This is a genomic window from Rhodococcus artemisiae (assembly GCF_036327795.1).
GTDB classification, from domain to species: Bacteria; Actinomycetota; Actinomycetes; order Mycobacteriales; family Mycobacteriaceae; genus Rhodococcus; species Rhodococcus artemisiae.
The window spans coordinates 189,440-215,954 of the sequence record NZ_JAUTXY010000010.1 but is presented as its reverse complement, the minus strand read 5'-3'; the positions used below and the strand labels follow the sequence as shown (position 1 = coordinate 215,954).

General features: G+C 66.1%; 23 protein-coding genes and 1 tRNA gene. 10 read left to right on the top strand and 14 right to left on the bottom strand.

Annotated elements, in window-relative coordinates:
* Positions 1-11: 11 nt before the first annotated feature.
* Positions 12-85: transfer RNA gene (locus Q7514_RS21065), tRNA-Leu, on the top strand.
* Between the two features lie 71 nt (positions 86-156).
* On the opposite strand, the gene Q7514_RS21060 is transcribed toward Q7514_RS21065, so the two are convergent.
* From Q7514_RS21060 to Q7514_RS21050, 3 genes are all read right to left on the bottom strand, one after another.
* Positions 157-1,443, bottom strand: a complete 1,287-nt coding sequence (locus tag Q7514_RS21060) for a hypothetical protein (RefSeq protein ID WP_330135193.1) — start codon at positions 1,441-1,443, stop codon at positions 157-159.
* A gap of 63 nt (positions 1,444-1,506) precedes the next feature.
* On the bottom strand, positions 1,507-2,259 hold the full coding sequence (locus Q7514_RS21055; protein WP_330135265.1) for an IclR family transcriptional regulator: 753 nt from the start codon (positions 2,257-2,259) through the stop codon (positions 1,507-1,509).
* Positions 2,259-3,821, bottom strand: coding sequence for an APC family permease (locus tag Q7514_RS21050; protein WP_330135192.1), 1,563 nt, complete (start codon positions 3,819-3,821; stop codon positions 2,259-2,261). Before Q7514_RS21050 ends, Q7514_RS21055 begins: the two co-directional genes overlap by 1 nt.
* A 365-nt stretch (positions 3,822-4,186) precedes the next feature.
* On the opposite strand from Q7514_RS21050, the gene Q7514_RS21045 reads away from it, so the two are divergent.
* The 8 genes from Q7514_RS21045 to Q7514_RS21010 all read left to right on the top strand — a co-directional run bounded on the left by Q7514_RS21045 (position 4,187) and on the right by Q7514_RS21010 (position 10,588).
* Positions 4,187-4,762 (top strand): MauE/DoxX family redox-associated membrane protein, encoded by a 576-nt coding sequence (locus Q7514_RS21045; protein WP_330135191.1) that lies wholly within the window; start codon positions 4,187-4,189, stop codon positions 4,760-4,762.
* Between the two features lie 43 nt (positions 4,763-4,805).
* Positions 4,806-5,405 (top strand): redoxin domain-containing protein, encoded by a 600-nt coding sequence (locus Q7514_RS21040; protein WP_330135190.1) that lies wholly within the window; start codon positions 4,806-4,808, stop codon positions 5,403-5,405.
* A gap of 104 nt (positions 5,406-5,509) precedes the next feature.
* The gene (locus Q7514_RS21035; RefSeq protein ID WP_408016151.1) at positions 5,510-6,127 is read left to right on the top strand and encodes a methylamine dehydrogenase light chain; all 618 of its coding nucleotides are present in this window, start codon (positions 5,510-5,512) and stop codon (positions 6,125-6,127) included.
* On the top strand, positions 6,124-7,428 hold the full coding sequence (locus tag Q7514_RS21030) for a hypothetical protein (RefSeq protein WP_330135188.1): 1,305 nt from the start codon (positions 6,124-6,126) through the stop codon (positions 7,426-7,428). The genes Q7514_RS21035 and Q7514_RS21030 overlap by 4 nt, the downstream gene beginning before the upstream one ends.
* Complete coding sequence (locus Q7514_RS21025) at positions 7,425-9,002, top strand: multicopper oxidase family protein (protein ID WP_330135187.1); 1,578 nt, start codon at positions 7,425-7,427, stop codon at positions 9,000-9,002. Before Q7514_RS21030 ends, Q7514_RS21025 begins: the two co-directional genes overlap by 4 nt.
* An 11-nt stretch (positions 9,003-9,013) precedes the next feature.
* Positions 9,014-9,355, top strand: coding sequence for a cupredoxin domain-containing protein (locus Q7514_RS21020; RefSeq protein ID WP_330135186.1), 342 nt, complete (start codon positions 9,014-9,016; stop codon positions 9,353-9,355).
* An 11-nt stretch (positions 9,356-9,366) separates the two neighbouring features.
* Positions 9,367-9,705: a plastocyanin/azurin family copper-binding protein gene (locus Q7514_RS21015; protein WP_330135185.1), complete on the top strand. Its 339-nt coding sequence runs from the start codon at positions 9,367-9,369 to the stop codon at positions 9,703-9,705.
* A 46-nt stretch (positions 9,706-9,751) separates the two neighbouring features.
* Complete coding sequence (locus Q7514_RS21010) at positions 9,752-10,588, top strand: methylamine utilization protein (protein WP_330135184.1); 837 nt, start codon at positions 9,752-9,754, stop codon at positions 10,586-10,588.
* Between the two features lie 259 nt (positions 10,589-10,847).
* Here the strand turns inward: Q7514_RS21010 and Q7514_RS21005 are convergent, their stop codons facing one another.
* Positions 10,848-11,393 (bottom strand): hypothetical protein, encoded by a 546-nt coding sequence (locus tag Q7514_RS21005; RefSeq protein ID WP_330135183.1) that lies wholly within the window; start codon positions 11,391-11,393, stop codon positions 10,848-10,850.
* Between the two features lie 156 nt (positions 11,394-11,549).
* Here Q7514_RS21005 and Q7514_RS21000 point away from each other — a divergent pair, with 156 nt between their 5' ends.
* Complete coding sequence (locus Q7514_RS21000) at positions 11,550-12,221, top strand: hypothetical protein (protein WP_330135182.1); 672 nt, start codon at positions 11,550-11,552, stop codon at positions 12,219-12,221.
* A 136-nt stretch (positions 12,222-12,357) separates the two neighbouring features.
* On the opposite strand, the gene nuoN is transcribed toward Q7514_RS21000, so the two are convergent.
* From nuoN to nuoD, 10 genes are read right to left on the bottom strand one after another with little or no spacing between them, the layout of a single operon-like run.
* A complete protein-coding gene (gene nuoN, locus Q7514_RS20995) occupies positions 12,358-13,998 on the bottom strand; it encodes an NADH-quinone oxidoreductase subunit NuoN (protein WP_330135181.1) in 1,641 nt (546 codons plus the stop codon).
* The gene (locus Q7514_RS20990) at positions 13,995-15,695 is read right to left on the bottom strand and encodes an NADH-quinone oxidoreductase subunit M (protein ID WP_330135180.1); all 1,701 of its coding nucleotides are present in this window, start codon (positions 15,693-15,695) and stop codon (positions 13,995-13,997) included. Before Q7514_RS20990 ends, nuoN begins: the two co-directional genes overlap by 4 nt.
* Positions 15,696-15,711: 16 nt before the next feature.
* Complete coding sequence (gene nuoL / locus Q7514_RS20985; protein WP_330135179.1) at positions 15,712-17,604, bottom strand: NADH-quinone oxidoreductase subunit L; 1,893 nt, start codon at positions 17,602-17,604, stop codon at positions 15,712-15,714.
* A gap of 52 nt (positions 17,605-17,656) precedes the next feature.
* A complete protein-coding gene (nuoK, locus tag Q7514_RS20980; protein WP_054719375.1) occupies positions 17,657-17,956 on the bottom strand; it encodes an NADH-quinone oxidoreductase subunit NuoK in 300 nt (99 codons plus the stop codon).
* Complete coding sequence (locus Q7514_RS20975) at positions 17,953-18,786, bottom strand: NADH-quinone oxidoreductase subunit J (protein ID WP_330135178.1); 834 nt, start codon at positions 18,784-18,786, stop codon at positions 17,953-17,955. Before Q7514_RS20975 ends, nuoK begins: the two co-directional genes overlap by 4 nt.
* Complete coding sequence (nuoI, locus tag Q7514_RS20970) at positions 18,783-19,337, bottom strand: NADH-quinone oxidoreductase subunit NuoI (protein ID WP_330135264.1); 555 nt, start codon at positions 19,335-19,337, stop codon at positions 18,783-18,785. Before nuoI ends, Q7514_RS20975 begins: the two co-directional genes overlap by 4 nt.
* Positions 19,330-20,640 carry an NADH-quinone oxidoreductase subunit NuoH gene (gene nuoH, locus Q7514_RS20965; protein WP_330135177.1) on the bottom strand — a complete coding sequence of 437 codons (1,311 nt, stop codon included), beginning with the start codon at positions 20,638-20,640 and terminating at the stop codon, positions 19,330-19,332. Before nuoH ends, nuoI begins: the two co-directional genes overlap by 8 nt.
* Entirely contained in the window at positions 20,637-23,087 is a 2,451-nt protein-coding gene (locus Q7514_RS20960; RefSeq protein ID WP_330135176.1) for an NADH-quinone oxidoreductase subunit G, read from the bottom strand. Before Q7514_RS20960 ends, nuoH begins: the two co-directional genes overlap by 4 nt.
* Positions 23,084-25,213: an NADH-quinone oxidoreductase subunit NuoF gene (gene nuoF, locus Q7514_RS20955; protein WP_330135175.1), complete on the bottom strand. Its 2,130-nt coding sequence runs from the start codon at positions 25,211-25,213 to the stop codon at positions 23,084-23,086. The genes Q7514_RS20960 and nuoF overlap by 4 nt, the downstream gene beginning before the upstream one ends.
* Positions 25,210-26,511 carry an NADH dehydrogenase (quinone) subunit D gene (gene nuoD, locus Q7514_RS20950; protein ID WP_330135174.1) on the bottom strand — a complete coding sequence of 434 codons (1,302 nt, stop codon included), beginning with the start codon at positions 26,509-26,511 and terminating at the stop codon, positions 25,210-25,212. The genes nuoF and nuoD overlap by 4 nt, the downstream gene beginning before the upstream one ends.
* Positions 26,512-26,515 lie beyond the last annotated feature (4 nt).

The following is a 26,515-nucleotide window of genomic DNA, read 5'->3' as shown; positions in this document are numbered from 1 at the left end:
CTCCGCACCACGCCCCCGTATCCCAATTGGCAGAGGAAACGGATTCAAAACCCGTCCAGTGTGAGTTCGAGTCTCACCGGGGGCACCGTGGCACTGCCGACCTCCGGCCGGGGCCGAACAGTCGCAGCCTCGGTCAGTGTCCTGAGGATCATCCCGTCATGTTCTCCGACGCACATCGGTCGGCCTGCGGTACTGAATCCACGCCATCGCACCCCCGAGTGCCACCACCGCGGCCACCGATACGGCCGAGGACATCCATGTCCAGGAGTTCGACAACCACTCGACCGGCTCGCTCGTGAGCGGGGTGTACGCGGTCCACCCGTACTGCGCGACAAGAGGTAACGCCAGCGCTGCGGGCAGCGTCATCGACGTTGCCACCACCGGCGGGGTGGACGGCAGAGATGCGGCGATCGTGTAGGCAGCCGCGAGTGGCACAACGAACAGATTCGCCGCAATACGCATGTCGTCCCACGGAAGACCGTCAGCGACCCCCGATGCTGCGACCAGCGCCAGTACACCGATACCTACCAGTGCTCGTGGGAATCGGTGGCCGAGCCAGGCACCGACTCCGGCGAGGACGACCGGAACCAGGAGCAGCGGCCACACCGTGGGGGACCACGAGACCGCCTCGCGCCCCACCACAGCCAGTGCCATCGCCGCCAGAAGGACCGTTCCCGTGTGCTCGCACAACCACAACGCCGCGGCGATCACGACCACCACCGCCACAACCCCGAGGAGCCACCTGCCCGCCTCCGGTGCTTCCGCACTCGACGACATCACGGCACGCTCGAACGACCAGTGCAGCCCGGTCCCGACCACCGGAATGCCGATGCCGACCAGTAACTCTCGCCGACTCCCCCGCCGTTCACCGAACAGAGCCGCATCGCCACGGCCGATCACCCACATCGATGCACCCGCCACCAAGGTGACAACCCCCGGAATCAACCACACCGCGTTGACGGGAACAGGTTGGAAGCTCACTTCCAGGTAGTCGGCATACCGTCTCGGGGTCGAGGCGAAGTCCCGGAACTCCGCGATCGGCGCCGCAGTCAGCAGGCCCGCAACAACGGCAGCGGCCAGCACCGCCTGCAACCGAGCTCGTCGCGGGTCGATGCACATCACCGCGAGGCCGCCGAGCAGCGATCCCGCACCTATCACCGAGATGTACATGTCGAAGCGCCACGCGCCCGGCAAGGCAACGACAACCACCAGAAGCGCACCCGCCAGAACCGCCGCGGCCACACGAGTCCGCTGACGGATCCCCGCTGCGACGAGGACTGCCACGACCGCCCCGGTTGCCGAGGCAGCGATCGCGGACGCCATCACGGGCGCGGGGCCGAATCCTGTCGCCATCGGATAGGTGTCGACGGTAGGCGCTCCGAGGACCACCGCTGCTGTGTAGCCGCCGAAAACGAGCAGTACGACCTTGATCCACGCTGCCACACCTCACCTTCTCCGAGCATCGCGCACACACGTCGCCGACACGCCGGAACTCCCCGGTCGCGCCTACAGCAGGCCGGTGAGCCGACGGGACCCCTCGTAGAGAAACCGCAACTGCTCGAAATCCGACGGCGATACCCGAAGCGGCGAGCCCTGCAGACACAGGCCACCGACCACCTCGGCACCGTGGTTCCGGATCGGGACGGCCAACGCCGACCGGCCGGTGCGACATTCCTGATTTTCGAAGGCGTGCCCGTCGAGTTGAATACGGGACAGTTCGTCGCCGAGCACGTCCGGGTCGCACACGGTCGCGCCGGTCAGTCGTCGCAGTTGAATTCCTGCTCGCAGCGCGGGATGGTGCGCGAGCATCACTTTTCCGAGTGCGTTCGCATGCAGGTTCTTGGACAGCAGTGCGATGCCGACGATCTCATGGTCGGGGTCCTGATCGACGAAGCGGAGTCTTCCACCGGCGAACGACGCTACATGCAGCCCGAACCGGGTGTGCGAACGGAGTTCTTCGACCGTCTCGTGCAGCGTCGGTGACGTGTCGGTGGCAGCTGCGGCTCGGGACAGTTCGGCTGTTCGGCGTCCGAGCGCGAAACCCGACAGGTCGGGAACCCGCACCAGGAATCCCTCTGCGACAAGTAGGTTGAGCATCCGATAGGCGGTAGTGGGTGCGACACCCGCGAAACGGGCGATCTCCTTGGCTGTAGCACCGGGACCGAGATGCGCGACCGCCTCGAGCATGCAGAGGGCCTTCTGCACCGCTCTCGGCTGCTGCCCACTGAACCCGGTCTCGGCGACCACGTGAGCGGTCATCATGAGGCCTCCGGCCGCGGATGCGCGGACACCAACTGCGGTCTTCCCACGTCGTCGAGAACGAGAACACCGGAGCCCGGAAGCAGGTCGGCCGTCTCGACACTGTCGAAGGCGCCCATCGTCGCGAGTGATCCGGGTCTGAGCCGCTCGAGCACGGCCACCCACACCCCACCGGATGCCGCAACCACAAGCACCGCGATCGGGATTCCCCACTGCCCGCGTACCGCACCGTCGACCACCAAGTAGCCGAGCAGACCAGCACCGGTACTCGCGACCGCGAGCGCGACAGCCGTGGTCCACGGTGCGTCCTCCCCGATCCTACGGAGGAACCGCAGGCACGACACCGCAAACAGGGTGTATGCGATGACGATCGCGACCTCGACGAACCCGTCGTACAGGCCGGAGTCGGCGACGAACAACTGCAGATACACCGCTGCGCCCACGAAGCTCAGCACGGTGAACCACGCGACCGCTACCGAAGGAGTGCGCCGACGCGCATGGACACGCGACAACGCCCTCGGCGCGGTTCCTTCGATGCCCATCGCCAGCAACAACCGCGACCCGGCCTGAGCACAGCCGAGAGTGGACGCGAACCACGAGAAACTCACACCTATCTGCACCGCGACCACCATCGCCGGACTCGCGCCGGAGGCGGTGCCATCGAAGTATGCGGCGACGACGACGTCGGCGCGCCCGGTCGACGCGGCCCAGCCGGCGAACACGAAGAGCGAGCCGCACACCACCGGGGTGACGAGCACCGCCCGGGACACGGTGGTCAGTGGCCGCCGCGCTTCGGCGCCGAAAAACGCCGCGCTTTCGAAACCCGCCATTCCGAATACGACGACCAACGCCAGGAACGGCAGGGAAGCCGACATGCTCGCGGTTCCCGATACGACGGTCGTTCCGGAACCGGTGACCATCAAGACGCATATGAGAACGAGCGAGCAGATCTCGACCACGAGGATCGCACGGGTCGCGACACGTACACCACTCACCGCGATCACCGCGACCACCGCGGTGACGATCGCGGCGGTAATCAGCGGGAGGTGGCTCCCCGACCATGACGCACCCAATGCGGTCGCTACTCCCAGCACACTCTCGGCGGAGTTGGCCAGCACCGAGATCGAGATGCCCAGATAGCCGAGGAGCAACGCCGCCCCCACCGTCAACGTCGCACGGCGCGGCAATCCGTGGAATGCGAAGCTGTACAGCGACCCCGCAGCAGCGAGCCGCCGGGTGAACTGGGTGACGCAGTAGGCAACTGCGACAACGCATGCGGTCGTACCGAGGATCGCTGCCAGACCACCGACGCCTGGTTGGGCCCCGATGATCCACGACGCGATGAAGATCATCCCTGTCGCCGGTGCGACAGTCGACAGGGATTGTCCGACCAGGTCCACTTGCGAGAGTCTGCGACGACCCAGCCCCCTCAAGGGCGAGTACACCGGTGCGGTCACCGGCTCGCTGTTACGGGACTCCGAGATTGCGGCACCGAGCGCTCCACCGATCCATGAACCTCTACCACCACGTCTGCCGCTACTCACTCGGCGCCTCTCTTCCATTGCGGGCCCGCCATCCGAGCCGGGCCACCGTTGGGGAACCTTAGGATTGTCGTGTTTCCGATCGGTGTTCCGAATCCCGCCGGACAGCCCGTGGGGTAACGGGAATGTTTCCGTCGTGTCAGCGGCGTGATCCCGAGTGGAAATCGTGTCGGGCTGTGCACTGAGCAGACCGTGCCGGGCGTCACATCCGCAGAGCCGCAGGCGCCGGGCTCGACCGCGTCACCTGCGGGGACGTGCATCCTTCCCGGCGCATGCGCATTCCCACTCGCCGACACGATGGTTGTTTCACCGACGACGCATCAACGCCCCATCGCGCCAGCACGATTGGTCCGACGACAGAGAGGGCGTGATCCATGTTGTGGGTGATGGTCGCATCGATCATCGGTGGGACGCTCCTGATCGCGGGAATTCCGAAGCTCCGCGACCGGGATGGACTGCTGACGGTGGTCAAGGGATACCGGCTCCTGCCGGACCGAGCGGAACGTACGGTCTCAGCGACGCTGCCGATCGCCGAGACGCTGGTGGGCGTCGCATTGATCATCGGTGTCGGGGGCCGCTGGCCGGCTGTCGCCGCCGCGCTGCTGTTCGTGGCGTTCACGATCGGGCTCACCGTGAATCTGGCGCGCGGGCGGCGCGATCTCGACTGCGGCTGCTTCGCCTTCGGCGCGCACGAGATCCCACGGATCGGCTGGTTCCACGCCGTCCGTGCCGCGACGTTCGCGGCGACGGCGGCGGCACTCGCAGTGGCCGGTTCGCCGGACGTCACAGCGCCGGAACGCCTGGCCTGCGTCGCAGTCGGCGTGCTGATCGTGCTGGCCGTCGTCGCGATCGCGTCGATCCGATCGGTGGTGTATTTCGGCCGGCGTCCGGTCGACGACTACCTGTCCAACGCCTCGATCAAGCTCCGGGCCGTGAGCACCACGTCTCGATTCGACTCGTGATCACTTCTTCATCAACAACTTTCGTACAGACAGGACGGGTTCGATGACAACATTCCTGGTAGTGGCCGTTGTGGTTCTGGCGATCGCGGTCGCGCTGCTGCTCCTCATGACGCTTGCGCTCGCCCGGGAGATCGGGCGCGTCCAGGTGCGCCTGGGCCCGCTCGGCGCACGGATGATGGACACGGGTCCGAAGGTCGAGCAGGCCGGCCCCTCGTTCGCCGGGCTCGTCGATCACGTCGGACGCTCCGTTCGCGTCGGTGGACATCGTGAGAAGGCACAGCTGCTCATGTTCACGGCTCCGAGCTGCAGTACATGCAAGAGCCTGCTGCCCGGTTTGCGTGCGATGGCGCGTGCGGAGACCGACCTCGAGGTCGTGATCGTGTCCGACGGCACCCCCGAGGAGCACAAGGAGTTCCTGTCGGGCAGCAACATCGGCACCGAACTGAGCTACATCGATGCCCGCGACGTCGGCATCGCATACCAGGTCGGCACCACGCCGTACGGGGTGATTCTCGACGAGCACGGCAAGATCCGCGGCAAGGGCCTGTGCAACCACATGGCGCAGGTCGAGAGCCTGCTCAATGCTCTCGAATCCGGCACTCCGTCCCTTCAGCACCTGCACGCGCAGGCGAAATCCGCCTGATCCATCCACCCGAGACAAAGGAGGCGTATGCCGTGGAAGAACACCATACGACCGAGAATCGGTATCCGGTCGACGAAGACACCGTCCGCGAGCAAGCAGAGTGGATGGCCGGGAAGGGTGGTTCCCTCGCGAGCCGCGCGGGACGCACACTGTCCGAGCGCACGTCGCGCCGGTCGATGCTCGGCAGGATCGGCCGCTGGACGATGGGCGTATCGGGTGTCGCGCTGATCAGTTCGCTCCCGGTCACCCGCAGCGCGATGGCGCAGGATCTGCCGCCGGCGCCTCCGGCCCCCGACGCACCGGATCCGCAGTTCATCGCTTTCGACGGCAAGGATCCTGCGGAGTGCGAGTACTGGCGCTGGTGCAACATGGACGGCACCTCGTGCGCAGCATGTAACGGTGGCGGCGTCACCACCTGCGCCCCCGGTAGCAAGCCGGGCGCCGAGTTCTGGGTCGGCTGCTGCACCAACCCCGACACCGGAAAGACCTACCTGATCGCCTATTACGACTGCTGTGGGGCACCGTCGTGCTCCAATGCATTCTGCGGGGAACCCGACATGCAGGCGATCATGTACAACCCGGTCTCCGGCAGCTACGACCAGGAAATCATCTGGTGTGTCTCCGACGAGTCGCAGTCGTACACCTGCACCATGGCGCCGATCATCGGCGAGGACTGCCAGACCCGACCGGCTGCACGCCCGAAGGTCGGTGCGGGAGCATGAATTCTGCACTCACCAAGCGTCTTTCTCGCTCCGCCGCGGTAGCGATCCCGCTTGCCGCCGCACTCGTACTCACCGGGTGCAGTTCGAACGACGACGCCGTCGACGGCGAGGTCACCTACCCCACCGTTCCCGTCATTCCGCCGGGTGAGGGTATCTCGCTCGGCCACGACGACCAGGAGATCGGCGACACGATCCCCGAACCGGTACACGTCGGCGAAATCGAGCCGATCAAGGCGACCGACCTTCTCGCTGTCGTCAATACCGGTCTCGAGGTCGAGCTCAACGCCATCGACCCGGTGGCAGGCGTGGCCGGCGACAGGTTCGTCGTCGGGCCGGGCATCTGGTCGCCCGTGATCCACGGATTCGTCGGCGAGACATCCAGCGATCCCGCGGTGCTCGCGGCCGAGGTGTGGCGACCGCGAGGCTCTCGCGGCACCGCTGAATACACAGTCAGCACCTACTCGGGCAACCTGCTCGAACCATCCGAGATTCTGCTCCCCGACTACGCCCGCGCCCATTCGCGGGAGGGCTCGAGTGCGGTGACCTCGGACGGCAGATTCTTCGTGACCTGGGACGACGGGCTGTACGGAGTCCGCGTCATCGACCTCGAGGCAAAGAAGGAAAGCGGCTCCCTCCAGATCATCGGCTGCGGGCCGTTCACCTGGCTCGACGGGCACGAGCTCTACAGCGTCTGCGAAGACACGCGCGAGCTGATCCAGATCTCGATCGACGACACCGGCGTCCCGATCGAGACGAGCCGCTCGAAGGTCCTTCCCGAGGACTTCGTCAGCACCCGCACCGTGACGTGGGCCGCGGGGGCGAAGAAGTCCCTGTTGGTCGGCGCGAACGGCGACGTCTACGTATTCGACTTCTCGGAGGGTCTGCCGGCCACGGAAGTCACACCGATCGGCAATGCCGGACAGGACGGGGGCCGGTTCGCCGACAACGAGATCGACAACACCGGTTCCCGAATCGCGATCGAGTACACGGATTCGGTGGTCCACCCACACTCCGCCCGCGGCGGTGACGTGGTGAAGGTCGAACTATTCGACGCGGCGACCTTCACCCCGATCAAGACGCTCGATCTGCCTGCCCTCGGTCTCACCGGGATCTCGAGCAGTGCGTTCTCGGTCGACGGCAGAGTCCTGTACGTGGTCGGAGACGGTCCCGAAGTCGACGGCGAGACCACTCAGATGATCGTCGGAATCGATTCCGCCACAGGCGATCAGGTCAGCTCCGCCGAGGTCACCGGCACCATCGACGACATCGGGTCGCTCATCACACCCCAGGTGTTGGAATGACCCGGTTCGGACCGACCCTCGACCGTCGTCGGTTCCTCCGCATCGGCTCCCTCGGAGCCGGTGCGGTGGGGCTCGGCGCACTCGGTCTCGGTACGGCATCGTGCAGTTCGGCCGACGCGACCGGCGGCACTCCACCCGAGTACATCTCCCCTACCGATCCGGAGATCCTGGCGGCGGAGGCCGCACGCGGATGGAACGGGCGGAAAGTGCCCGTCGCGCTGACCGCTGCGGTGACCACCGTCGACCTCGGTGGCCGGTTCGTCGACACGTGGTCGTACGGCGGCCGGGCTGTTGCGCCGGAACTGCGGGCGAGCGTCCGCGACAAACTGCTCGTGTCGGTGCGCAACGACCTGGCGGTGGATACGACTCTGCACTGGCACGGGATCCGCATCCGCAACGACATGGACGGTGCGGCACCGGTGACGCAGGATCCGATCGGCCCGGGTGGTGATTTCCTGTATGACTTCGTCGTCCCGGACCCGGGCACGCACTGGTACCACTCGCACAGCGGCCTGCAGGCCGACCGTGGACTGTTCGGTGCCCTCGTCGTCGAGGATCCGGAGGACACCTCCGGCGCCGACGTCGACGCCGTGCTGGTCCTCGACGATTGGGTCGACGGCCTCGGAACCACCCCCGAGGCAGTGCTGACGGCGCTCAACCCCGCGATATCCGGTGGTCACGCAGGGCATGGCGGAGGGGGTGCACCGGCCGAACACACCGCCGAGGACCAGTCGGTCGCGCGCGCACTCGTGTCGGGAGGCCACGGTTCGTCGGTGCCGCTCGGTGGCATGACCCAGCACATCGGCTACCCCTTGCACCTGATCAACGGGCGGCCGCCCAACGACCCCGAGGTGGTGACCGCGGCTCCCGGGAACCGGGTGCGGCTACGGATCGTCAACGCAGCTGCCGAAACGCCGTACCGCTTCGCCGTCGCGGGCCACGAACTGACGGTGGTCGCGGCAGACGGCTTCGATTGTGAGCCGACCGCCACCGACACGCTGATCATCGGCATGGCCCAGCGGTACGACGTGCTGCTCACCCTGAAGTCGGGTGCGTGGCCGATCGTGGCGACGGTGGAGGGCCGGGACGGCTACGCGTCGACGGTGATTCGCTCGCACGACGCAGCACCCCTGCCGAATCCGGACATCGGCGGAGCCGTACCGGAATTGACGGGTCGGTTGCTCGCCGAAAGCGAACTGCGACCGGTCGACACGGTCCGGTTGAATTCGCGCACCGCAGACCGCGATTACCGAGTGGAGCTGATCCAGGCCGGCGATCGATACGTGTGGGGCATGGCCGGGCCCGACGCCGGAAAACTGGTGATGCGCCAAGGAGAGCGGATCCGCATCACCATGGTGAACAACACCACGATGTGGCACCCGATGCACACCCACGGGCACACGTTCGCGGTCCCCGACTACGGCGGGCTCCGGCGCGACACCGTCAACGTGCTGCCCGGCACCGAACTCGCCATCGAGTTCGACGCCGACAACCCTGGTGAGTGGATGTTCCACTGCCACAATGCCTATCACTTCGAGGCCGGGATGACCGCGAACCTGCGATACATCCGATGAGAGGACACCCTGTGAAGAAACTGCTCCCACTCGCTGCCACGCTGATCGCCACCGTGGGAGTGACCGCGTGCGGTTCGTCGTCGGCGGACACCGAACCCGCCGCGGTGATCGACGTGACGAACATGTCGTATTCACCCGCCTCGGTCACGATCGAGCAGGGCCAGACGGTCCGATGGAAGTTCGACGACAACGGACTCCCCCATGACGTCGCCGGCGACGGACCCCTCGAAGGCCTGTTGCAGAGTGAACTGCTCACCGAGGGCACCTACGAGTTCACCTTCGACGACGCCGGCACGTACACCTATCACTGCACGCCGCACGCATCGATGGTCGGCACCGTGATCGTCCAGTAGTGCGGCCGTCCATGATGCAGGGTCCCGGGCGGGCCTGGAGTTGGTGGGCACTCACAATCGGCGTCGCGGCACTCGCATCGACCGGGTGTTCCGCCGCCGAGCGGCCCGACACGGTGATCGAGATCAGCAATGTGCAGTACAACCCGATGGATGCCACGGTGTCCGTCGGCGACACCGTCGAATGGCGATTCGACGACGGCGGCGTCCTCCACCGCGTGGAGTCACCCGGTGAGTTCGACAGCGGCATCACCGGCGAAGGCACCTTTTCCCACACGTTCGACCGTCCGGGCGTCTACAGCTACATCTGCTCGATCCACCCGTACATGACCGGAACGGTCACCGTCCACTGAGACCCGAGCAGAAACTCCCACACAGCAACGATTCTGGAGGTTACCGATGACCACTGTCCTCACCCATGAACCGATCGACACCGATCTACCCGACATCCGTCCGACGCTCGCCGGTGCCGTGTCGGTGCAGACCCGCATCGGCCTCGCGGCCGGTGCCGCAGTGGCAGGGGCGGGGTCCGCCGCCCTGGCCTCACCGACGGCGGCAACGGCCCTGACAGCCGCCGTCGTCGGAGCCGGGCTCGTCACGTCCCTCGCTGCCAACTGGTCCACCTGCGGCATGTCCGTGGCGGGTGTCGTCGCCGCTCCGAAACAGCCGGGCCGGAAAGGATCGTCCACACCGGTGCGGCGCCTGGCCTGGCATGCCCTCGGTTCTGTCGGTACGGGTGCCGTGACCGGTGCTCTCCTCGGCGCGATCGGCTCGGTGACCGCCGCCGCTCTGTCGCCGTTGTGGCTGCTCGCAGGGTGGGCAGTGTTCGCGCTCGCCTACGGACTCCACGAAATCGGTGTTCTGTCGATGCCGGCGCCGATGCGACGGCAGCAGCTGCCGCGCCACCTTCGCCGGACGATGGCTCCGTGGAAAGTGTCGCTGATATTCGGCGCGATCATCGGCCCCGGTTTCCTGATCTTCATCCGGTCCAGCGCGTACTACCTGCTGGTGCTCGGTGTGCTCGCGGCCGGGGCGCCGGCTTTCGGCGCCGCGATGTTCATCGTTGTTTCGCTCGGCAGGTGCATGCCGAGCATCGCGGCCATCGCCCATACCCGCCGCGGCGGATCGATGCCCGGCTTCCTGTCGGTGATGTGCGTCGTCGATCGCCGGGTGCAGGCCGTGACCGGCGCTGCGCTGGTGGGCCTCGCCGTATTCGCCGGGGTGGCGTTGATCTGATCGACACGGACGTCGAAACCGTGTGCCCCGAGCTTCATGGGCTCGGGGCACACCGGTCTTTTCTGATGCACCCACGAGCTGATCTCCTCGCGGTCGCCGGCGCGGAACGGGTCCCCGTAATCCGGTCGAGGTTGCGATCTTTGCCGCATACAGCGTGGCGAGCTGCGAACATCAGGAAATTGGCGCTGCACTGGCGGCACATGCGTAGCGCCGATCGCCGACGGCAATGCGTATGAATGACTACCGACGACTCCCGCACTCACTGGGTGCGCGAAGCGTTGATGAGGCCTGGGCCGAATGCGGCGAATGCGGCTGTTCCCCCCGCAAGCGCTATGCCTACGAGTGCGGCTTTTCGAGGCAGTCCGCGACGGGCTGCGTCCGCAACCACAACTGCGTCGATCAGGTCCATTGCGATCCCAGCACGCAAGTTCGCCCGACGCACCGTGGCATCCGGATGCAGCGCAGCTGCACCCAAGACAATGTCACGCACACCGAATGCCTTGATCCACACGCCCAAATCGCTACTGGGATAAGAAATACCCAAAGCGTTGTAGACCCGCCGCGACGCGATCGCAGTGGTCGCACCCCACAGAATCCGTCCCACGCCTATCGTGTGGGAAACCACACGCTCGACCGAATTATCCTGCTGCCACATCTCGAATGTCGTCACCGCAGTCAGCTTGCCAGACCGCGCCTGCCTCCAGCGGAGATGGACTGCACAGCGCGTTGTCTTCGGCCGTGTATGGGCCTGGCGGAAACCGACAGTCACCGCGACCACAAAGGTGTCGAGATGCCGATCAGCCACGCGATCACGACACCGGTGGTCCCGCGCCGACAGCGCCAGCGGGGACCACAACAGTCGAGTTGGACCCGCCCAAAGCTGAGTGTCGGTGGGTGCCGTTAACCTGACTGCGGTATCGAACACAGATTCGGACATCGCCGACATGGAACGGACCACGACATGGCGCATCCCGTCATCCCGCCCACGCATCGAAGCTGTTCAAACGCGGTTCGGTCGCATTCCGGCCGGCCCCGCGCCGACAACGCCCGGATCAACATGGTGTGCCGCTCACAGGATCGGGCGGACAGTCTCGTCATCCCCTTCGGGCGCGACGGCGAGGGCAATACCGTGGCGTGGACAGTAGCTGCCGGACGAAACCTCCTCGTGCACCAACGCGACACGGAGAACTTCCCCAATCTGCCGCTCACCCTCATGGCAACGGGCGTCCTGTCCAGACGCACCCACGAGTTGTTCGTCGCCGATCCGCATCATCGCCACCACTGGCTCGCCGGGTATCGCGACGCAGGAGACGGGGTCTCGTCCTGGGCAGCTACCCCGGATGAGATCGGTCGGATGCTCGCCGAGTTGGACTCAGTAGGCGCCGAGCCACGACGACTACTGCTCCTCGCAGGACTCTCCACGACGATCGCGAAGTTGGATCTCCCCGACCGTGAGCGTCTGACCAGGCTGGTGACCACGGCACGAACCCGCAACCTCACTGTCGTCGCGACCAGCAGCGATCATGGCGCGCGATGGTTCCCGGACGGCCTGATCGCTGCATTCGACGATGTTCTCGTACGCGAGAGCGGCTGCTCCACCGTGTATCGAAATCCACTCGGCCGCGACGAATGATGTCTGCAGCGTGACCGGCTGCGCCACACCTGGTCTCACTCCGCCCTGCCCACCGAGCCCCGATCTCGCGTGTGTCGAGCGGCTGACGCAGGGCCGCGAGGAGTCCTCGAACCGACCTGTCACGTGGCCGGACCGCTCAGGACAGGAAGACGGCTGCCTGCCCGGCAAGATCGAGCAGCGGCTGCGGCACGATACCGAGCAGCAACGTGATCACGGCGGTCACCGCGACGGTGACCGTCGTGAGCACGCTCGGCATCACGATCGCTGGCGCATCGGACGGTGGGTCACGGAAGAACATGAGCACGATCACCCGCACATAGAAGTAGGCGGCAATCGCGCTCGCGACCACACCGACGATCACCAGCGGCACCGCACCGCCCGAGATCGCAGCGCTGAACACGCTCAGCTTTGCGATGAAACCGCCGGTGAGTGGGATCCCTGCCATCGACAACAGGAACAGGGCGAACACGCCGCCGAGCACCGGTGAACGACGTCCCACTCCCTCCCAGCGCGACAGGTCCCAGGCTTCGCCGTCGGGGTCGCGGATCAGGGTGACCACCGCGAACACGCCGATGGTGCCGATCCCGTAGACGACCAGATAGAACAGCGTCGACGAGATGCCCTGCTCGTTCGCGGCGACGACACCGGTGAGCACGAAACCGGTATGGCTGATCGCCGAATACGCCAGCATCCGTTTGACATCGGTCTGTGTCACCGCGAGAACGGCGCCGACCAGCATGGTGGCGATGGCCACGGCCCACAGGATCGGGCGCCACTCGTCGCTCAGTCCCGGCACCGCTACGTAGAGCACGCGGAGCAGCGCCCCGAACGCCGCGATCTTCGTCGCCGCGGCCATGAACGCGGTCACCGCGGTGGGTGCGCCTTGATAGACGTCCGGTGTCCACGAATGGAACGGCACCGCACCGATTTTGAACAGCAGGCCCACCGACAGCAGACCCACACCGATCAGGGCTGTGTTGTCGCTGCCATCACCGGACTCCACGGTGTCGGCAATTCCCGCCAGCGAGATCGTTCCCGCGTAGCCATAGAGCAACGCGACACCGTAGAGGAAGAACGCCGACGAAAACGCGCCGAGGAGGAAGTATTTGAGTGCCGCCTCCTGCGACAACAAACGACGTCGACGTGACAGCCCACACAGCAGATACAGAGGCAGTGAGAGCACTTCGAGTGCGATGAACATCGTCAACAGGTCGTCCGATGCGGGGAAGAGCATCATGCCACCGACTGCGAACAACGCCAGCGGGAACACTTCGGTGCGTGCGATACCCGCATCGGTGGCTTCACGTTCGGCGGCGCTGCCGGGTACCGCTGCAGCCTGCGGAGCGAACGCGTCTGTTCTCGTCCGGGTCGATCCCGGACCGACCGCGGCTCCCGCGGTATCCAGGGCCACCGCGGCATCCACCGTCGTTCGTGCACCCTCGACACCACGCTCGGCGATGAGCGCGACCGCGAGAATCGATACGATCAGGATCGCGCCCTGCAGGTACAGGGCCGGGCCGTCGATCACGACCGCGCCGGCGGCGGTGGTGGTCTCGGTTCCCGCAAGCAGGACGACCGCAACGAGCGCCGCCGACAGTCCCGCGAAGGCCAATACGAGGTGGCCTGCGTAGCGGGCGCGGGCGGGTGCGAACGCCTCGACGATCACACCCACCACCGCGACCCCGAACACGATGAGCATCGGGCTGAGCACGCCGTAGTCGATGTCGGGTGCGGGAAGCGCCTGCGCAAGAACGACACTGCTGTCCAGATTCTTCACCTGTGAGCACCTCCTCCGGAGCCGACGGCGGTGTCGCCGTCGGCCACCGGTGTCTCGGGTGGGACGAGCGGTACAGGATCCTGCTCACCGACGGTCACGAGGGTGTGGTCCACAGCGGGAGTGATCACGTCCAGCACCGGTCTCGGATAGACCCCGAGGACGATCAGCAGGGCGATCAAGGGTGCGACCACGAGGATTTCGCGGGGTACGAGATCGGTGATCGAGGTTCCGTGTCCCTCGCCCGAACCCTCGTCCGGAGGATCGCCCGGCGCCGGTCCGGGGTCGGCGAGCACCGGTCCACCCATCATGCGCTGGTAAAGCCACAGCACGTAGAGCGCGGACAGGACAAGCGCGATGGTCGCGATGATCGCTGCGACCTGATACCGCGGATAGGTGCCGACGAAGACGAGGAATTCGCTGACGAACGGCGCGAGGCCCGGTAGCGAGAGCGTGGCGAGCCCCGCGATGAGGAACGTGCCGGCGAGGATCGGTGCGATCTTCTGGACTCCACCGTACGCGGCGATCGCGCGGGATCCACGCCGCGACACCAGGAACCCGGCAATCAGGAACAGCGCGGCAGTGGAAATGCCGTGATTGACCATGTACAGCGTCGACCCGGCCTGGCCCTGACTGGTCATAGCGAAGATTCCCAGAATGATGAACCCGAAGTGCGAGATGGAGGTGTACGCGATCAGTCGCATCACGTCGGTCTGCCCGATCGCGAGCATTGCGCCGTAGACGATGCCGATCACCGACAACGTCACGACAAGCGGCGCGAAGTAGACCGAGGCGTCGGGGAACAGTTGCAGGCAGTACCGCAGCATCCCGAACGTGCCGACCTTGTCGACCACCGCCATCATCAGCACCGCGGACACGGGAGTGGTCTGCACCGCCGCGTCAGGAAGCCAGCTGTGCAGCGGCCACAGCGGGGCCTTGACGGCGAACGCGAACATGAAACCGAGGAACAACGCGTTCAGGACGGCGGGGGTCGCGCCGAGCTCACCCGACGATGCTGCTTCGACGATGCGTCGGAAGTCGAACGTGCCGACGGTGCCGGACTCCCCCAGCCCGGCCTGCGCGGTGACCACATACAGCCCGATGACCGCGGCCAGCATGACCAGACCGCCGAACAGGTTGTAGATCAGGAACTTCACCGCGGCTCTGGAGCGTTGGGCCCGCTCGCTGCCGCGACCACCGAACCCGCCGATGAGGAAGTACATCGGGATGAGCATCGCTTCGAAGAAGACGTAGAACAACAGGATGTCCAGGGAGACGAAGGAGATGAGCACCATCGCCTCGACGAGCAGGATCAACGCTGTGTAGGTGTGCGCGGCGCGGGGGCGGGAAGCGGGGGCGGCCTCCACGATGGCATGGCGGTCGTCGTTCCATCCGGCGACGAGGAGCAGCGGTACCAGCACCGCGGTCAACAGCACGAGTACCAACGCGATACCGTCGACGCCGAGCGTGTAGCCGGCGCCGAACGCGGGGATCCACGTGTGCGATTCGACGAACTGGAACTGCTCGCCACCGGGTTCGAACAACGCCGCGAGCACCACCGCAACCGCGAGGGTCAGCAGCCCGGCGACGACGGCGACGCTCTTGGCGAGGGTCCGCATCCGCGCCGGCAACACGAGAACGACGACGGCACCGACAACCGGGAGCACCCACAGGATTGTCAACCACGGAAATTCGTTCATGCTCGGCTCACCCCCCTCACAACCGCACCAGCATCAGCGCTGCGACCACAATGGCCGCACCGGCGAACATGTACAGGGCATACGACCGGACGAAGCCGGTCTGCAGGCGTCGCAGCGAACTCGACAGTGCCCCGACAACACCCGAAACTCCGGAGACGACGCCGTTCACGCCGGAGTTCTCGACTGCGACAAGCGTGCGCACCATCCCCTGACCGGGACGCATGAACACGGCCTCGTCGAACGCGTCGCCGTAGAGATCGTTGCGTGCGGCGACGGTCAGCGCCGCCACATCAGCGGGAGCCGTGTCGGGGATCTCCCGGGTCGCGTACTCGCGATAGGCGAGTGCAACGCCCGCAAGCACCACCGAGAGCGTCATGAGCGTGATCAGCCACACCGGGAGGCCACCCTCGTGATGGACGGATCCGACGACCGGCTCGAGCCAATGCTGCAGCGACCCACCGAGAACGAGCAGACCACCGGCGGCGACGGAACCCACCGCGAGCAGGATCATCGGCCACACCATGATGCCCGGGGATTCGTGGGGATCGGCATCGCCGCGCCAGCGGCGTTCCCCGAAGAACGTCATGATCATCACGCGGCTCATGTAGAAGGCGGTCAGGCCGGCGCCGAGCAGTGTGGCGACACCGAGTACCACCCCCTTGGCACCGGGCTCGGCGAACGCCACTTCGATGATCTTGTCCTTGGAGAAGAATCCGGCGAACGGTGGGATACCGATGATCGCGAGGTATCCGAGTCCGAACGTGATGAAGGTGAGGGGCATGAGTGTGCGCAGACCGCCGTAGCGTCGCATGTCGGTTTCGTCGTTCATCCCGTGCATCACCGATCCGGCTCCGAGGAAGAGCCCGGCCTTGAAGAATCCGTGGGTGAGCAGGTGCAGGATCGCGAAGGCGTAGCCCGCCGGACCGAGGCCGGCCGCGAGCACCATGTATCCGATCTGGCTCATCGTCGACGCGGCGAGTGCTTTCTTGATGTCGTCCTTCGCGCAGCCGATGATCGCACCGAACAGGAGGGTCGCGGTGCCCACGATGACGACGGCGAGTTGTGCCACGGGCGCCGAGTCGAAGATCGCGTGGGCCCGGGTGATGAGGTAGACCCCCGCGGTGACCATCGTCGCGGCGTGGATGAGCGCCGACACCGGTGTGGGGCCTTCCATCGCGTCGCCGAGCCACGACTGCAGCGGCAGCTGCGCGGATTTCGCGCATGCGGCGAGCAGCAACGCCAAGCCCAGTGCAGTGATCGTGCCTTCGCTCGCCGCGGGCACTGCAGCGAACACCTCGTCGTACGACAGCGTGCCGAAAGTCGTGAACATGATCATGAGGGCGACGAGCAGACCGATGTCGCCTACGCGGTTGACGACGAACGCCTTCTTCGCGGCGGTCGCGGCGGTCGGTTTGTGCTGCCAGAACCCGATCAGCAGGTACGACGCCAATCCGACACCCTCCCAGCCGAGATAGAGGCCGAGGAAGTTGTCGGCGAGCACGAGCATCAGCATCGCGGCGAGGAAGAGGTTCAGATAGGCGAAGAAGCGGCGACGGGCATCGTCGTGCGCCATGTAGCCGATCGAGTAGAGGTGGATCAGCGAGCCCACCCCTGTGATCAGAAGGACGAAGCACATCGACAGCTGATCGAGTTGCAGCCCGAAGTCGACCTGCAGGCTTTCGACGGGTACCCATACGAACAGCGTCTTCTGCACCGTTCTTTCGGCGGTGGCGGCGCCGAGCATATGGGCGAAGGCGACAAGTCCGAGTACGAACGAAGCGATCGCCGTGGCGCATCCGAGCAGATGCCCCCACGGGTCACTGCGGCGCCCGGCCAGCAGCAGTACGACTGCGCCGACGAGCGGCAGAGCCGGAATCAGCCAGATGATCGTGGCGATCGACGAGCTCATGACGCACGCCCTCTCGTCGCTTCATGTGGAGTCACACTCACCGTCCTGACGGTCAGTACTTGAGGAGGTTGGCGTTGTCGACGGACGCCGAACGGCGGCTCCGGAAGATCGTGACGATGATCGCAAGTCCCACCACCACTTCTGCGGCAGCGACGACCATCGTGAAGAACGCAAAGACCTGGCCGTGCAGGTTCCCGTGCATCCGGGCGAACGTGACGAATGCCAGATTGGCGGCGTTGAGCATCAACTCGATGCTCATGAACACGACGATCGCGTTGCGCCTCAGCAACACTCCGGATGCACCGATTGTGAACAGCAGTGCCGACAGATACAGGTAATTCTCCGGGTTCACACCCGATCCTCCTTTCCTGTGGTCGTCGGCGCTGGGCCGTCCGCCTTCGCGTCTGCGGCGTCACGAGGTTCCGCCGGCCCGGGAACTCCCAGATCCGACGGTCCCCAGTCGCGGCCGATCCGTTGCAGCAGTGGGCCGACGGACTCGTCGGAGAAGGAACCGTCGGGCAACAGGGCCGGGACGTCGGCCGAGTTGTGCCGCGCATATACGCCGGGCGAGGGCAGCGGGGTGACCCGACCGCCCTCTCGGAACCGGCGCTCCGCGAGTTCCCGTTGCGTTTCCCGAGGCCGGACGCGTTCGCGGTGTGCGAGCACCATCGCGCCGACCGTTGCGGTGATCAGGAGGGCGCCGGTGAGTTCGAATGCCCACACGTAGTCGAGGAAGAGCAGTTCGGCGAGCGCCTCGACATTGCCCGCCGCGTTCGCGTCGTCGAGACCGACCACTGCTGTGGTCGCAGCGTTACCGAGACCGCCGATGAGCAGGATCCCGAATCCGAGTCCGACCACGATGGCGAGTACACGTTGCGCCCGCAGAGTTTCCACGAGTGAGTCGGACGAGTCGATGCCGACCAGCATGAGCACGAACAGGAACAGCATCATGACGGCACCCGTGTAGACGACCACCTGGACGACGCCGAGGAACAGCGCACCCTGCGCGATGTAGAAGATGGCGAGCACGATCATGGTCATGGCGAGGAAAATCGCGGAATAGACCGCTTTCGCTGCTCCCACGACGCCGAGCGCCCCGATCACCGCAACGGTGCCGAGAATCCAGAACTGCACCGCCTCACCGGTCGACGTCGCGTCGGCCGCGAGCACGGCGGCGGTCACGACGCCTGCTCCTCGCCACCGTCGGCTCTGCTTCGGGGACCATCGGACCCCGGCACGGTACCGCGGTAGTAGTCGTCGTCGGTCGCTCCCGGCGCCATCGGATGCGGTGGGGCCTCCATTCCGGGTTCGAGTGGTGCGAGCAACCGGTCTTTCGTGTAAATCAGGTCGGTGCGGTTGTCGTCGACCATCTCGTAATCGTTGATCATGGTCAGCGCGCGGGTCGGGCACGCTTCGATACACAGGCCGCACCCGATGCAGCGAAGATAGTTGATCTGGTAGTCCTGGCCGTACCTTTCGCCCGGCGAGTAGCGTTCGGTCTCGGTGTTGTCGGCGCCCTCGACGAAGATCGCATCGGCGGGGCATGCCCAGGCACACAACTCACAGCCGATGCATTTTTCGAGTCCATCGGCATAGCGGTTGAGTTGATGCCGGCCGTGATAGCGGGGCGCGGTGGGTGTTTTCACCTCGGGATAGAACTCAGTGTTCGGCTTCTTGAACATCGTCGACAGGGTGACACCGAAACCTGCCAGCGGACCCAGCAGTTCAGACATCGATTTTTCGGGCATCGCTCGCCTCCTTGGATGTTGCTTGCGCGGATGGGACCGGCATCGGCGGAACCGGGAATCCTCCGGCCATCGGATCGAAGCCGGTCGCAGCGGGTGGCGGCGGCGCGAGGCGATCTCGATCACGGCGGCGGGAACTGATCATCAGGTAGGCGAACACCACCGCGGTGAGGGCCACGCCGCCGACGACGAGGGTCGCCGATTGCGGGAGCACCTCGTCGCCGGCGAGCTGCCTCACGACGGCAACGACCATCACCCAGACCACGGCAATCGGGATGAGCAGTTTCCATCCCAACGCCATGAACTGGTCGTATCGGAGGCGGGGAAGCGTACTGCGCAGCCACACGAAGACGAACAGCACCCCCCACACCTTGAGGACGAACCACACCACCGGCCACCAACCGGAGTTCGCCCAGCTGCCCATGTTGAACGGCCACGGCGCGTGCCAGCCGCCCAGGAACATCGTGGTCAACAGCGCGGAGACGGTGATCATGTTCACGTACTCGGCGAGCATGAACATCGCAAAACGCAGCGACGAGTACTCGGTGTGGAAACCACCGACGAGTTCGCCTTCGGCTTCGGGGAGATCGAATGGTGCACGGTTGGTTTCACCGACCATCGACACCGAATAGATCAGGAACGAAGGAATCAGCAGCACGACGAACCACAGACCGTCCTGGGCGGCGACGATGCCCGAGGTCGACATCGTGCCGGACAGCAGGAACACTGCTGCGAAGGTCAGGCCCATCGCGATCTCGTAAGAGATCACCTGCGCCGTCGAACGCAGCCCACCGAGGAGCGGATAGGTGGATCCGGACGCCCACCCTGCGAGGACGATGCCGTAGACCCCCACGGAGGTGACCGCGAGGATGTAGAGCACGGCGACGGGAAGATCGGTCAACTGCAGTGGGGTGGGGTGCCCGAACACCGACACCACGGGTCCGAACGGGATCACGGCGAAGGCCATGAATGCGGGTGCGGTCGCAATGACGGGTGCCAGCAGGTAGATCGGCTTGTCTACTCCGGTGGGTGTGATGCCTTCCTTGAGACCGAGTTTGATTCCGTCTGCGACGGTCTGGAGCAGGCCTTTCGGGCCGACCCGGTCGGGTCCGACACGCATCTGCATCCACGCCATGACCTTGCGTTCGGCGAGGATCAACACGAGCGTGGTGAGGACGAGGAACGCGAAGATCACGATGGCCTTCGCGATCACGAGCCACCACGGATCGGTGCCGAACATCGACAGATCGACGTTGCGCGCGCTGACGGCGGTGGGGGTCCCGACGGTCATGGCTGCGCCTCCTCACCGACGGTCGCGGCGGCGCGGATACGCACGATCGCTCCCGCGTCGACGGCGAGGTGTTCGTGCACTTCCGCTCCCGCAGAGTCGAGGGGAATCCACACGACGCGGTCCGGGAGTGTGTCGATCACCAACGGAAGGGTGATCTCGCCGCGCCCCGTCGACACCGTCAGCGGATCGCCCTCGCGCACACTGATCTCGTCAGCGGTCGCGGCGGACAGGCGTGCGACGGGCGCCCGCGCGGTCCCGGCGAGGTGCGGTTCTCCATCCTGCATGCGTCCGGCGTCGAGGAGCATCCGCCACGTCGACAGAACCGACTCACCCAGACCCGGTTCCGGCATCGCTCCCGGCGACTCCGCGCGGAACTCGAGGCCGGTACCGCGCTGTTGGCCCAATTCGACGAGTTCCGCTCGGGCCGCTGCCACATCGGGAATGCGGAGCGGGATATCCATGCTCTCGGCAAGTGCGTCGAGGATGCGCAGATCGGACAACGCCCCGGTGTCGGGCAGCGCGACGGGGAACGGCCGCTCACGTCCTTCCCAGTCGAGGAAGGTCCCGGATTTCTCGACGACGGGGGCGACGGGGAAGACGACGTCGGCCCGGTCGGTGATGTCGCTGCGCCGGATCTCGAGGCTCACCACGAACGCTGCGGAGTCGAGCGCGTCGCGAGCGGAGTGCGGGTCGGGTAGGTCGGCGAGGTCGACGCCGGCGATCACCAGCGCGGAGAGGTCACCGGATGCCGCGGCGGCGAGGATTCCCGCGGTATCGCGACCAGGCGTCTCCGGTATCGATCGTGTGCCGGAATCTGTGCCCCACAAGGATTCGACCTCACGCCGGGCCTCGGGATCGGTGACCGCGCGGCCTCCCGGGAGGAGCGTCGGGAAGGCACCGGCTTCGAGCGCACCACGGTCGCCCGCACGGCGGGGCACCCACGCGAGGCGCGCGCCGGTCTCGTCGGCGAGACGTGCGACGGCGGCCAGTGCGCCGGGCGCTGTCGCGAGCCTCTCCCCCACCAGGATGAGCGCGCCGTCCCCCTGCAACTGCCGGTTCAGTTCCGGATATCCACCGGTGCGCAGGTCGTCGAGCACTTCGGTTTCGCCGCCGGGAACACACCCGAGGAGCGTGCCGGACATCTTCCGCAGCCCCCGGCTCGCGTGCGACGCCACCGTGAGCACCGCTGTGCCTCGTGTGCGGACGGCCTTGCGCAGCCGCAGGAAGATCAGGGGCGATTCCTCTTCAGGTTCGAGACCGGCGAGGAGTACGACCGGCGCCTTCTCGAGGTCGGCGTAGGTCACGGACATCCGTGTTCCTGCGATCCGGCGACCTAGGAACCCGGTCTCCTCCGAAGTGTGTGCACGGGCACGGAAATCGATGTCGTTGGTGCCGAGCGCAGTTCGTGCGAATTTTGCGTACGCGTAGGACTCCTCCCAGGTGAGGCGCCCGCCGGTCAGCACACCTGTGCGGCCACGGGCGGCAGCAAGAGCGCGTGCGGCAACGGTGAGTGCCGCCGGCCACGACGCCGGAATCAGCACCCCTGCGGAGTCGCGGATCATCGGACCGGTGAGACGGTCCGGTTCGGTGGCGTAGGTGAACGCCCATCGACCCTTGTCGCAGTTCCATTCCTCGTTCACCTCGGGGTCGTCGCCCGCGAGACGGCGCATCACGGATCCACGACGGTGGTCGGTGCGTTGCGCGCAGCCCCCGGCGCAGTGTTCGCACACGCTCGGGGTGGAGACCAGATCGAACGGCCGGGCCCGGAATCGGTACGCACTGCTGGTGAGCGCTCCGACGGGGCACACCTGCACGGTGTTGCCGGAGAAGTACGATTCGAACGGTTCCTCGGTGTAGATACCGACCTGTTGCAGAGCACCGCGGTCGAGCATGTCGATGAAAGGGTCGCCGGCGATCTGGTCGGAGAAGCGGGTGCAGCGGGCGCACAGCACGCATCGTTCCCGGTCGAGGAGAACCTGCGCCGAGATGGCGATCGGCTTGGGGTAGGTGCGTTTGACGTCGTCGAAGCGGGTCTGGGGTCGGCCGTTGGACATCGCCTGGTTCTGCAGCGGGCATTCGCCGCCCTTGTCGCACACCGGGCAGTCGAGGGGGTGGTTGATCAGCAGGAGCTCCATCACGCCCTGCTGTGCCTTGTCGGCGACGGGTGACGTGGCCTGCGTACGCACGACCATCCCGTCGGTGACGACCGTGGTGCACGAGGCGAGCGGCTTGCGTTGCCCCTCGACGTCGACGAGGCACTGCCGGCATGCCCCGACCGGGTCGAGGAGCGGGTGGTCGCAGAACCGGGGGATCTGGATGCCGATGAGCTCGGCGGCCCTGATCACCAATGTCCCCTTGGGGACGGACACGTCGGTGTCGTCGATGGTCGCGGTGACCAGGTCGACGGGGGCCGTGTCTCCGGACCCTGCCTGTGCTGCGGCGGTCATGCGTACTCCCCTCCGGTCGCGCGCACATCGGACAGGGCTGCCAGGCGCGGGTCGAACGGGCACCCCCCGTGCTCGAAGTGTGCGATGTACTCGTCGCGGAAGTAGGCGAGTGACGACGTGATCGGGCTCGTGGCACCGTCGCCGAGTGCACAGAAGGCGCGGCCGAGGATGTTGTCGGCGATGTCGAGCAGCTTCTCGAGATCTGCCTCGGTGCCGTCTCCGCGCTCGAGTCGGTGCAGGATCTGCTCGAGCCAGAACGTGCCCTCGCGGCACGGGGTGCATTTGCCGCACGATTCGTGCGCGTAGAATTCGGTCCACCGCAGCACGGTGCGGACGACGCACGTGGTGTCGTCGAAGATCTGCAGTGCGCGGGTGCCGAGCATCGACCCGGCGGCCCCTACGTTCTCGTAATCGAGTGGGACATCGAGGTGTTCATCGGTGAAGATCGGCGTGGACGATCCCCCGGGTGTCCAGAATTTGAGGTGGTGCCCCGGACGCACACCGCCGGCGAGGTCGAGTAGTTCGCGCAGGGTGATGCCGAGCGGGGCCTCGTACTGGCCGGGGTTGTTCACATGCCCCGACAAGGAGAACAACGCGTAGCCGGGGGATTTCTCGGTGCCCATCGAGCGATACCACTCGACGCCGTTGCGGATGATCGACGGCACGTTCGCAATGGATTCGACGTTGTTGACCACGGTCGGGCACGCATACAGACCGGCGACGGCGGGGAACGGTGGCCGCAGGCGTGGCTGCCCGCGGCGGCCTTCGAGGGAATCGAGCAGGGCCGTCTCCTCTCCGCAGATGTACGCACCGGCACCGGCATGCACCACGAGTTCGAGGTCGAATCCGGATCCGAGGATGTCGCGGCCGAGATATCCCGCGTCATAGGCTTCGGCGACGGCGGCCTGCAGTCGGCGCAGCACCGGCACAGCCTCACCACGCAGATAGATGAAGGCGTGCTGTGCGCGGATCGCGTACGACGAGATGATGGCCCCTTCGACGAGCGTGTGAGGGGTCGCGAACATCAGCGGTATGTCCTTGCAGGTACCCGGTTCCGATTCGTCGGCATTGACGACGAGGTAGTGCGGTTTGCCGTCGTCCTGTGGAATGAACGACCATTTGGTGCCGGTGGAGAATCCGGCCCCACCGCGTCCGCGCAGGCCGGATTGTTTGACATCGTCGATGATCTCATCGGGATCCTTGCGCAGCGCGACCTGCAGTGCGTCGTATCCGCGGTGGCGCCGATACGCCTCGAGAGTCCAGGACCGGTCTTCGTCCCAGTGCTCGGTGAGCACGGGTGTCAGGGTGGAGTCGAGTGGTTCGTCGTGCATGACGGGGCCGTCGGTCACGGGAGGCGCCTGCATGTGCTTGTCGCGAGCGAGGTGCAGGCCGACGAGCGACGCCGGGCCGGCGCTCCCCCCGGCGTCGAGTACCCCGGGACGGTTGTCGGGGAAGCCGGCAAGGAGGCGCGCGGTGTCGCGGAAGGTGCGCAGCCGTGCACCGCGCGTGGGTTCCGGTGGTGACCCGGCCAGCAGATCGTCGACGAGGGAGATCGCGGAGTCGATGGTGCGGTTGTCGAACAGTTCCCAATTGACGGTCATCACCGGCGCGTAGTCGCACGCGGCGTTGCATTCGATGTGTTCGATCGTGAGTGCGCCGTCGGGTGTGGTGCCGCCGTTGTCCACACCGAGTCGGCTGCAGAGCGTGGCATAGATGTCGTCGCCGCCCATGGTCGCGCACAGGGCGTTGGTGCACACACCGACGTGGTAGGTGCCTGTCGGGGATCGACGGTACATCGTGTAGAACGTGGAGACCGCGGCGACCTCCGCCCCGGTCAGCCCGAGGTGGCCGGCGCAGAATTCGATACCGGCCGGGGTGATGTAGCTGTCCTCGGCCTGGACGAGATGCAGCAGCGGCAACAGCGCCGACCTGCTCTGCGGATACCGGGCGATGATCTGGGCGGCGTCGGCGTCGAGGCGGGCACGGACATCGTCGGGGTAGCTGCGGCGATCGCCGGGCCGCACGAGCCGGGTGTCTTCCTCCGGCCGCGGTCCGAGCGGAACGAACACCGGCTCGGCCGGCGCCTGCCCGGGTACCACCGGCACGATGTGTTCAGTGCTGCTCATCTGTCCACTCCTCCCATCACCGGGTCGATGCTGGCGACCGCGGCGATCACGTCGGAGATCATGCCGCCCTCGCACATCGCGGCGACTGCCTGCAGATTCGTGAACGACGGGTCGCGGTAGTGCACCCGATAGGGGCGGGTACCGCCGTCGCTGACCATGTGCACTCCGAGTTCGCCACGGGGCGACTCGACCGCGACGTACACCTGACCGGCGGGCACCCGGATGCCTTCGGTGACGAGTTTGAAATGATGGATGAGATCTTCCATCGAGGTGCCCATGATGGTGCGGATGTGCTCGAGCGAGTTGCCGAGACCGTCGGAGCCGAGCGCCAATTGCGCCGGCCACGCGATCTTCCTGTCCTGCACCATCACCGGGCCGGGTTGCAGCCGGTCGAGGCATTGTTCGACGATTTTCAGCGACTCCCACATCTCGTTCACCCGGATCAGGTAGCGGCCGTAGCAGTCGTTTCCGGTGTGGGTGACGACGTCGAATTCGTAGTTCTCGTATCCGCAGTACGGTTGTGCCCGGCGCAGATCGTGCGGCAGCCCGGTGGCGCGCAGAATCGGGCCGGTGACGCCGAGCGCCATGCACCCGGTGAGGTCGAGGTATCCGATTCCCTCGGTCCGCGCCTTCCAGATCGGGTTGTCGTTGAGCAGCAGCTCCATGTCGCGCAGGCGGCCGGGCATGAGCTTCAGCAGGTCGCGGATCTTGGGCACGGCCTCGGGAGGGAGATCCTGCACGAGGCCACCGGGCCTGATGTAGGCGTGGTTCATGCGCAGACCGGTGACGATCTCGAACACCTCGAGCACGAGTTCGCGTTCACGGAAACCGAACAGCATCGGTGTGGTGGCGCCGAGTTCCATACCGCCGGTCGCGAGGGCCACCAGGTGAGACGAGATGCGGTTGAGCTCCATGAGCATCACTCGGATGATCGACGCGCGTTCGGGTACCAGATCGGTGATACCGAGGAGTCTCTCGACGCCCAGGCAGTACGCGGTCTCGTTGAAGAACGGCGCCAGGTAGTCCATTCGGGTCACAAACGTGACGCCCTGCGTCCAGTTACGGTATTCGAGATTCTTCTCGATTCCGGTGTGTAGATAGCCGATTCCGCACCGGGCTTCGGTCACCATCTCGCCGTCGATCTCGAGTATCAGGCGCAGCACGCCGTGGGTGGACGGGTGCTGCGGGCCCATGTTGACCACGATGTGGTCTTCGCCGGCGGCACGTGCCGCAGCGCTGATCTCGTCCCAGTCCTGGCCCACCGCGTCGTAGACGGTCGTGCCTGTATCCGACTCCATCGCA

Bases quoted from the DNA above. Each gene is read 5' to 3' on its own strand.
- Q7514_RS21055 (WP_330135265.1), bottom strand. From the start codon at position 2,259: ATGACCGCTCACGTGGTCGCCGAGACCGGGTTCAGTGGGCAGCAGCCG.
- Q7514_RS21050 (WP_330135192.1), bottom strand. From the start codon at position 3,821: ATGGAAGAGAGGCGCCGAGTGAGTAGCGGCAGACGTGGTGGTAGAGGT.
- Q7514_RS21045 (WP_330135191.1), top strand. From the start codon at position 4,187: ATGGTCGCATCGATCATCGGTGGGACGCTCCTGATCGCGGGAATTCCG.
- Q7514_RS21040 (WP_330135190.1), top strand. From the start codon at position 4,806: ATGACAACATTCCTGGTAGTGGCCGTTGTGGTTCTGGCGATCGCGGTC.
- Q7514_RS21035 (WP_408016151.1), top strand. From the start codon at position 5,510: ATGGCCGGGAAGGGTGGTTCCCTCGCGAGCCGCGCGGGACGCACACTG.
- Q7514_RS21030 (WP_330135188.1), top strand. From the start codon at position 6,124: ATGAATTCTGCACTCACCAAGCGTCTTTCTCGCTCCGCCGCGGTAGCG.
- Q7514_RS21025 (WP_330135187.1), top strand. From the start codon at position 7,425: ATGACCCGGTTCGGACCGACCCTCGACCGTCGTCGGTTCCTCCGCATC.
- Q7514_RS21015 (WP_330135185.1), top strand. From the start codon at position 9,367: ATGATGCAGGGTCCCGGGCGGGCCTGGAGTTGGTGGGCACTCACAATC.
- Q7514_RS21010 (WP_330135184.1), top strand. From the start codon at position 9,752: ATGACCACTGTCCTCACCCATGAACCGATCGACACCGATCTACCCGAC.
- Q7514_RS21000 (WP_330135182.1), top strand. From the start codon at position 11,550: ATGGCGCATCCCGTCATCCCGCCCACGCATCGAAGCTGTTCAAACGCG.
- Q7514_RS20990 (WP_330135180.1), bottom strand. From the start codon at position 15,695: ATGAACGAATTTCCGTGGTTGACAATCCTGTGGGTGCTCCCGGTTGTC.
- nuoL (WP_330135179.1), bottom strand. From the start codon at position 17,604: ATGAGCTCGTCGATCGCCACGATCATCTGGCTGATTCCGGCTCTGCCG.
- nuoI (WP_330135264.1), bottom strand. From the start codon at position 19,337: ATGTCTGAACTGCTGGGTCCGCTGGCAGGTTTCGGTGTCACCCTGTCG.
- nuoH (WP_330135177.1), bottom strand. From the start codon at position 20,640: ATGACCGTCGGGACCCCCACCGCCGTCAGCGCGCGCAACGTCGATCTG.
- Q7514_RS20960 (WP_330135176.1), bottom strand. From the start codon at position 23,087: ATGACCGCCGCAGCACAGGCAGGGTCCGGAGACACGGCCCCCGTCGAC.
- nuoF (WP_330135175.1), bottom strand. From the start codon at position 25,213: ATGAGCAGCACTGAACACATCGTGCCGGTGGTACCCGGGCAGGCGCCG.
- nuoD (WP_330135174.1), bottom strand. From the start codon at position 26,511: ATGGAGTCGGATACAGGCACGACCGTCTACGACGCGGTGGGCCAGGAC.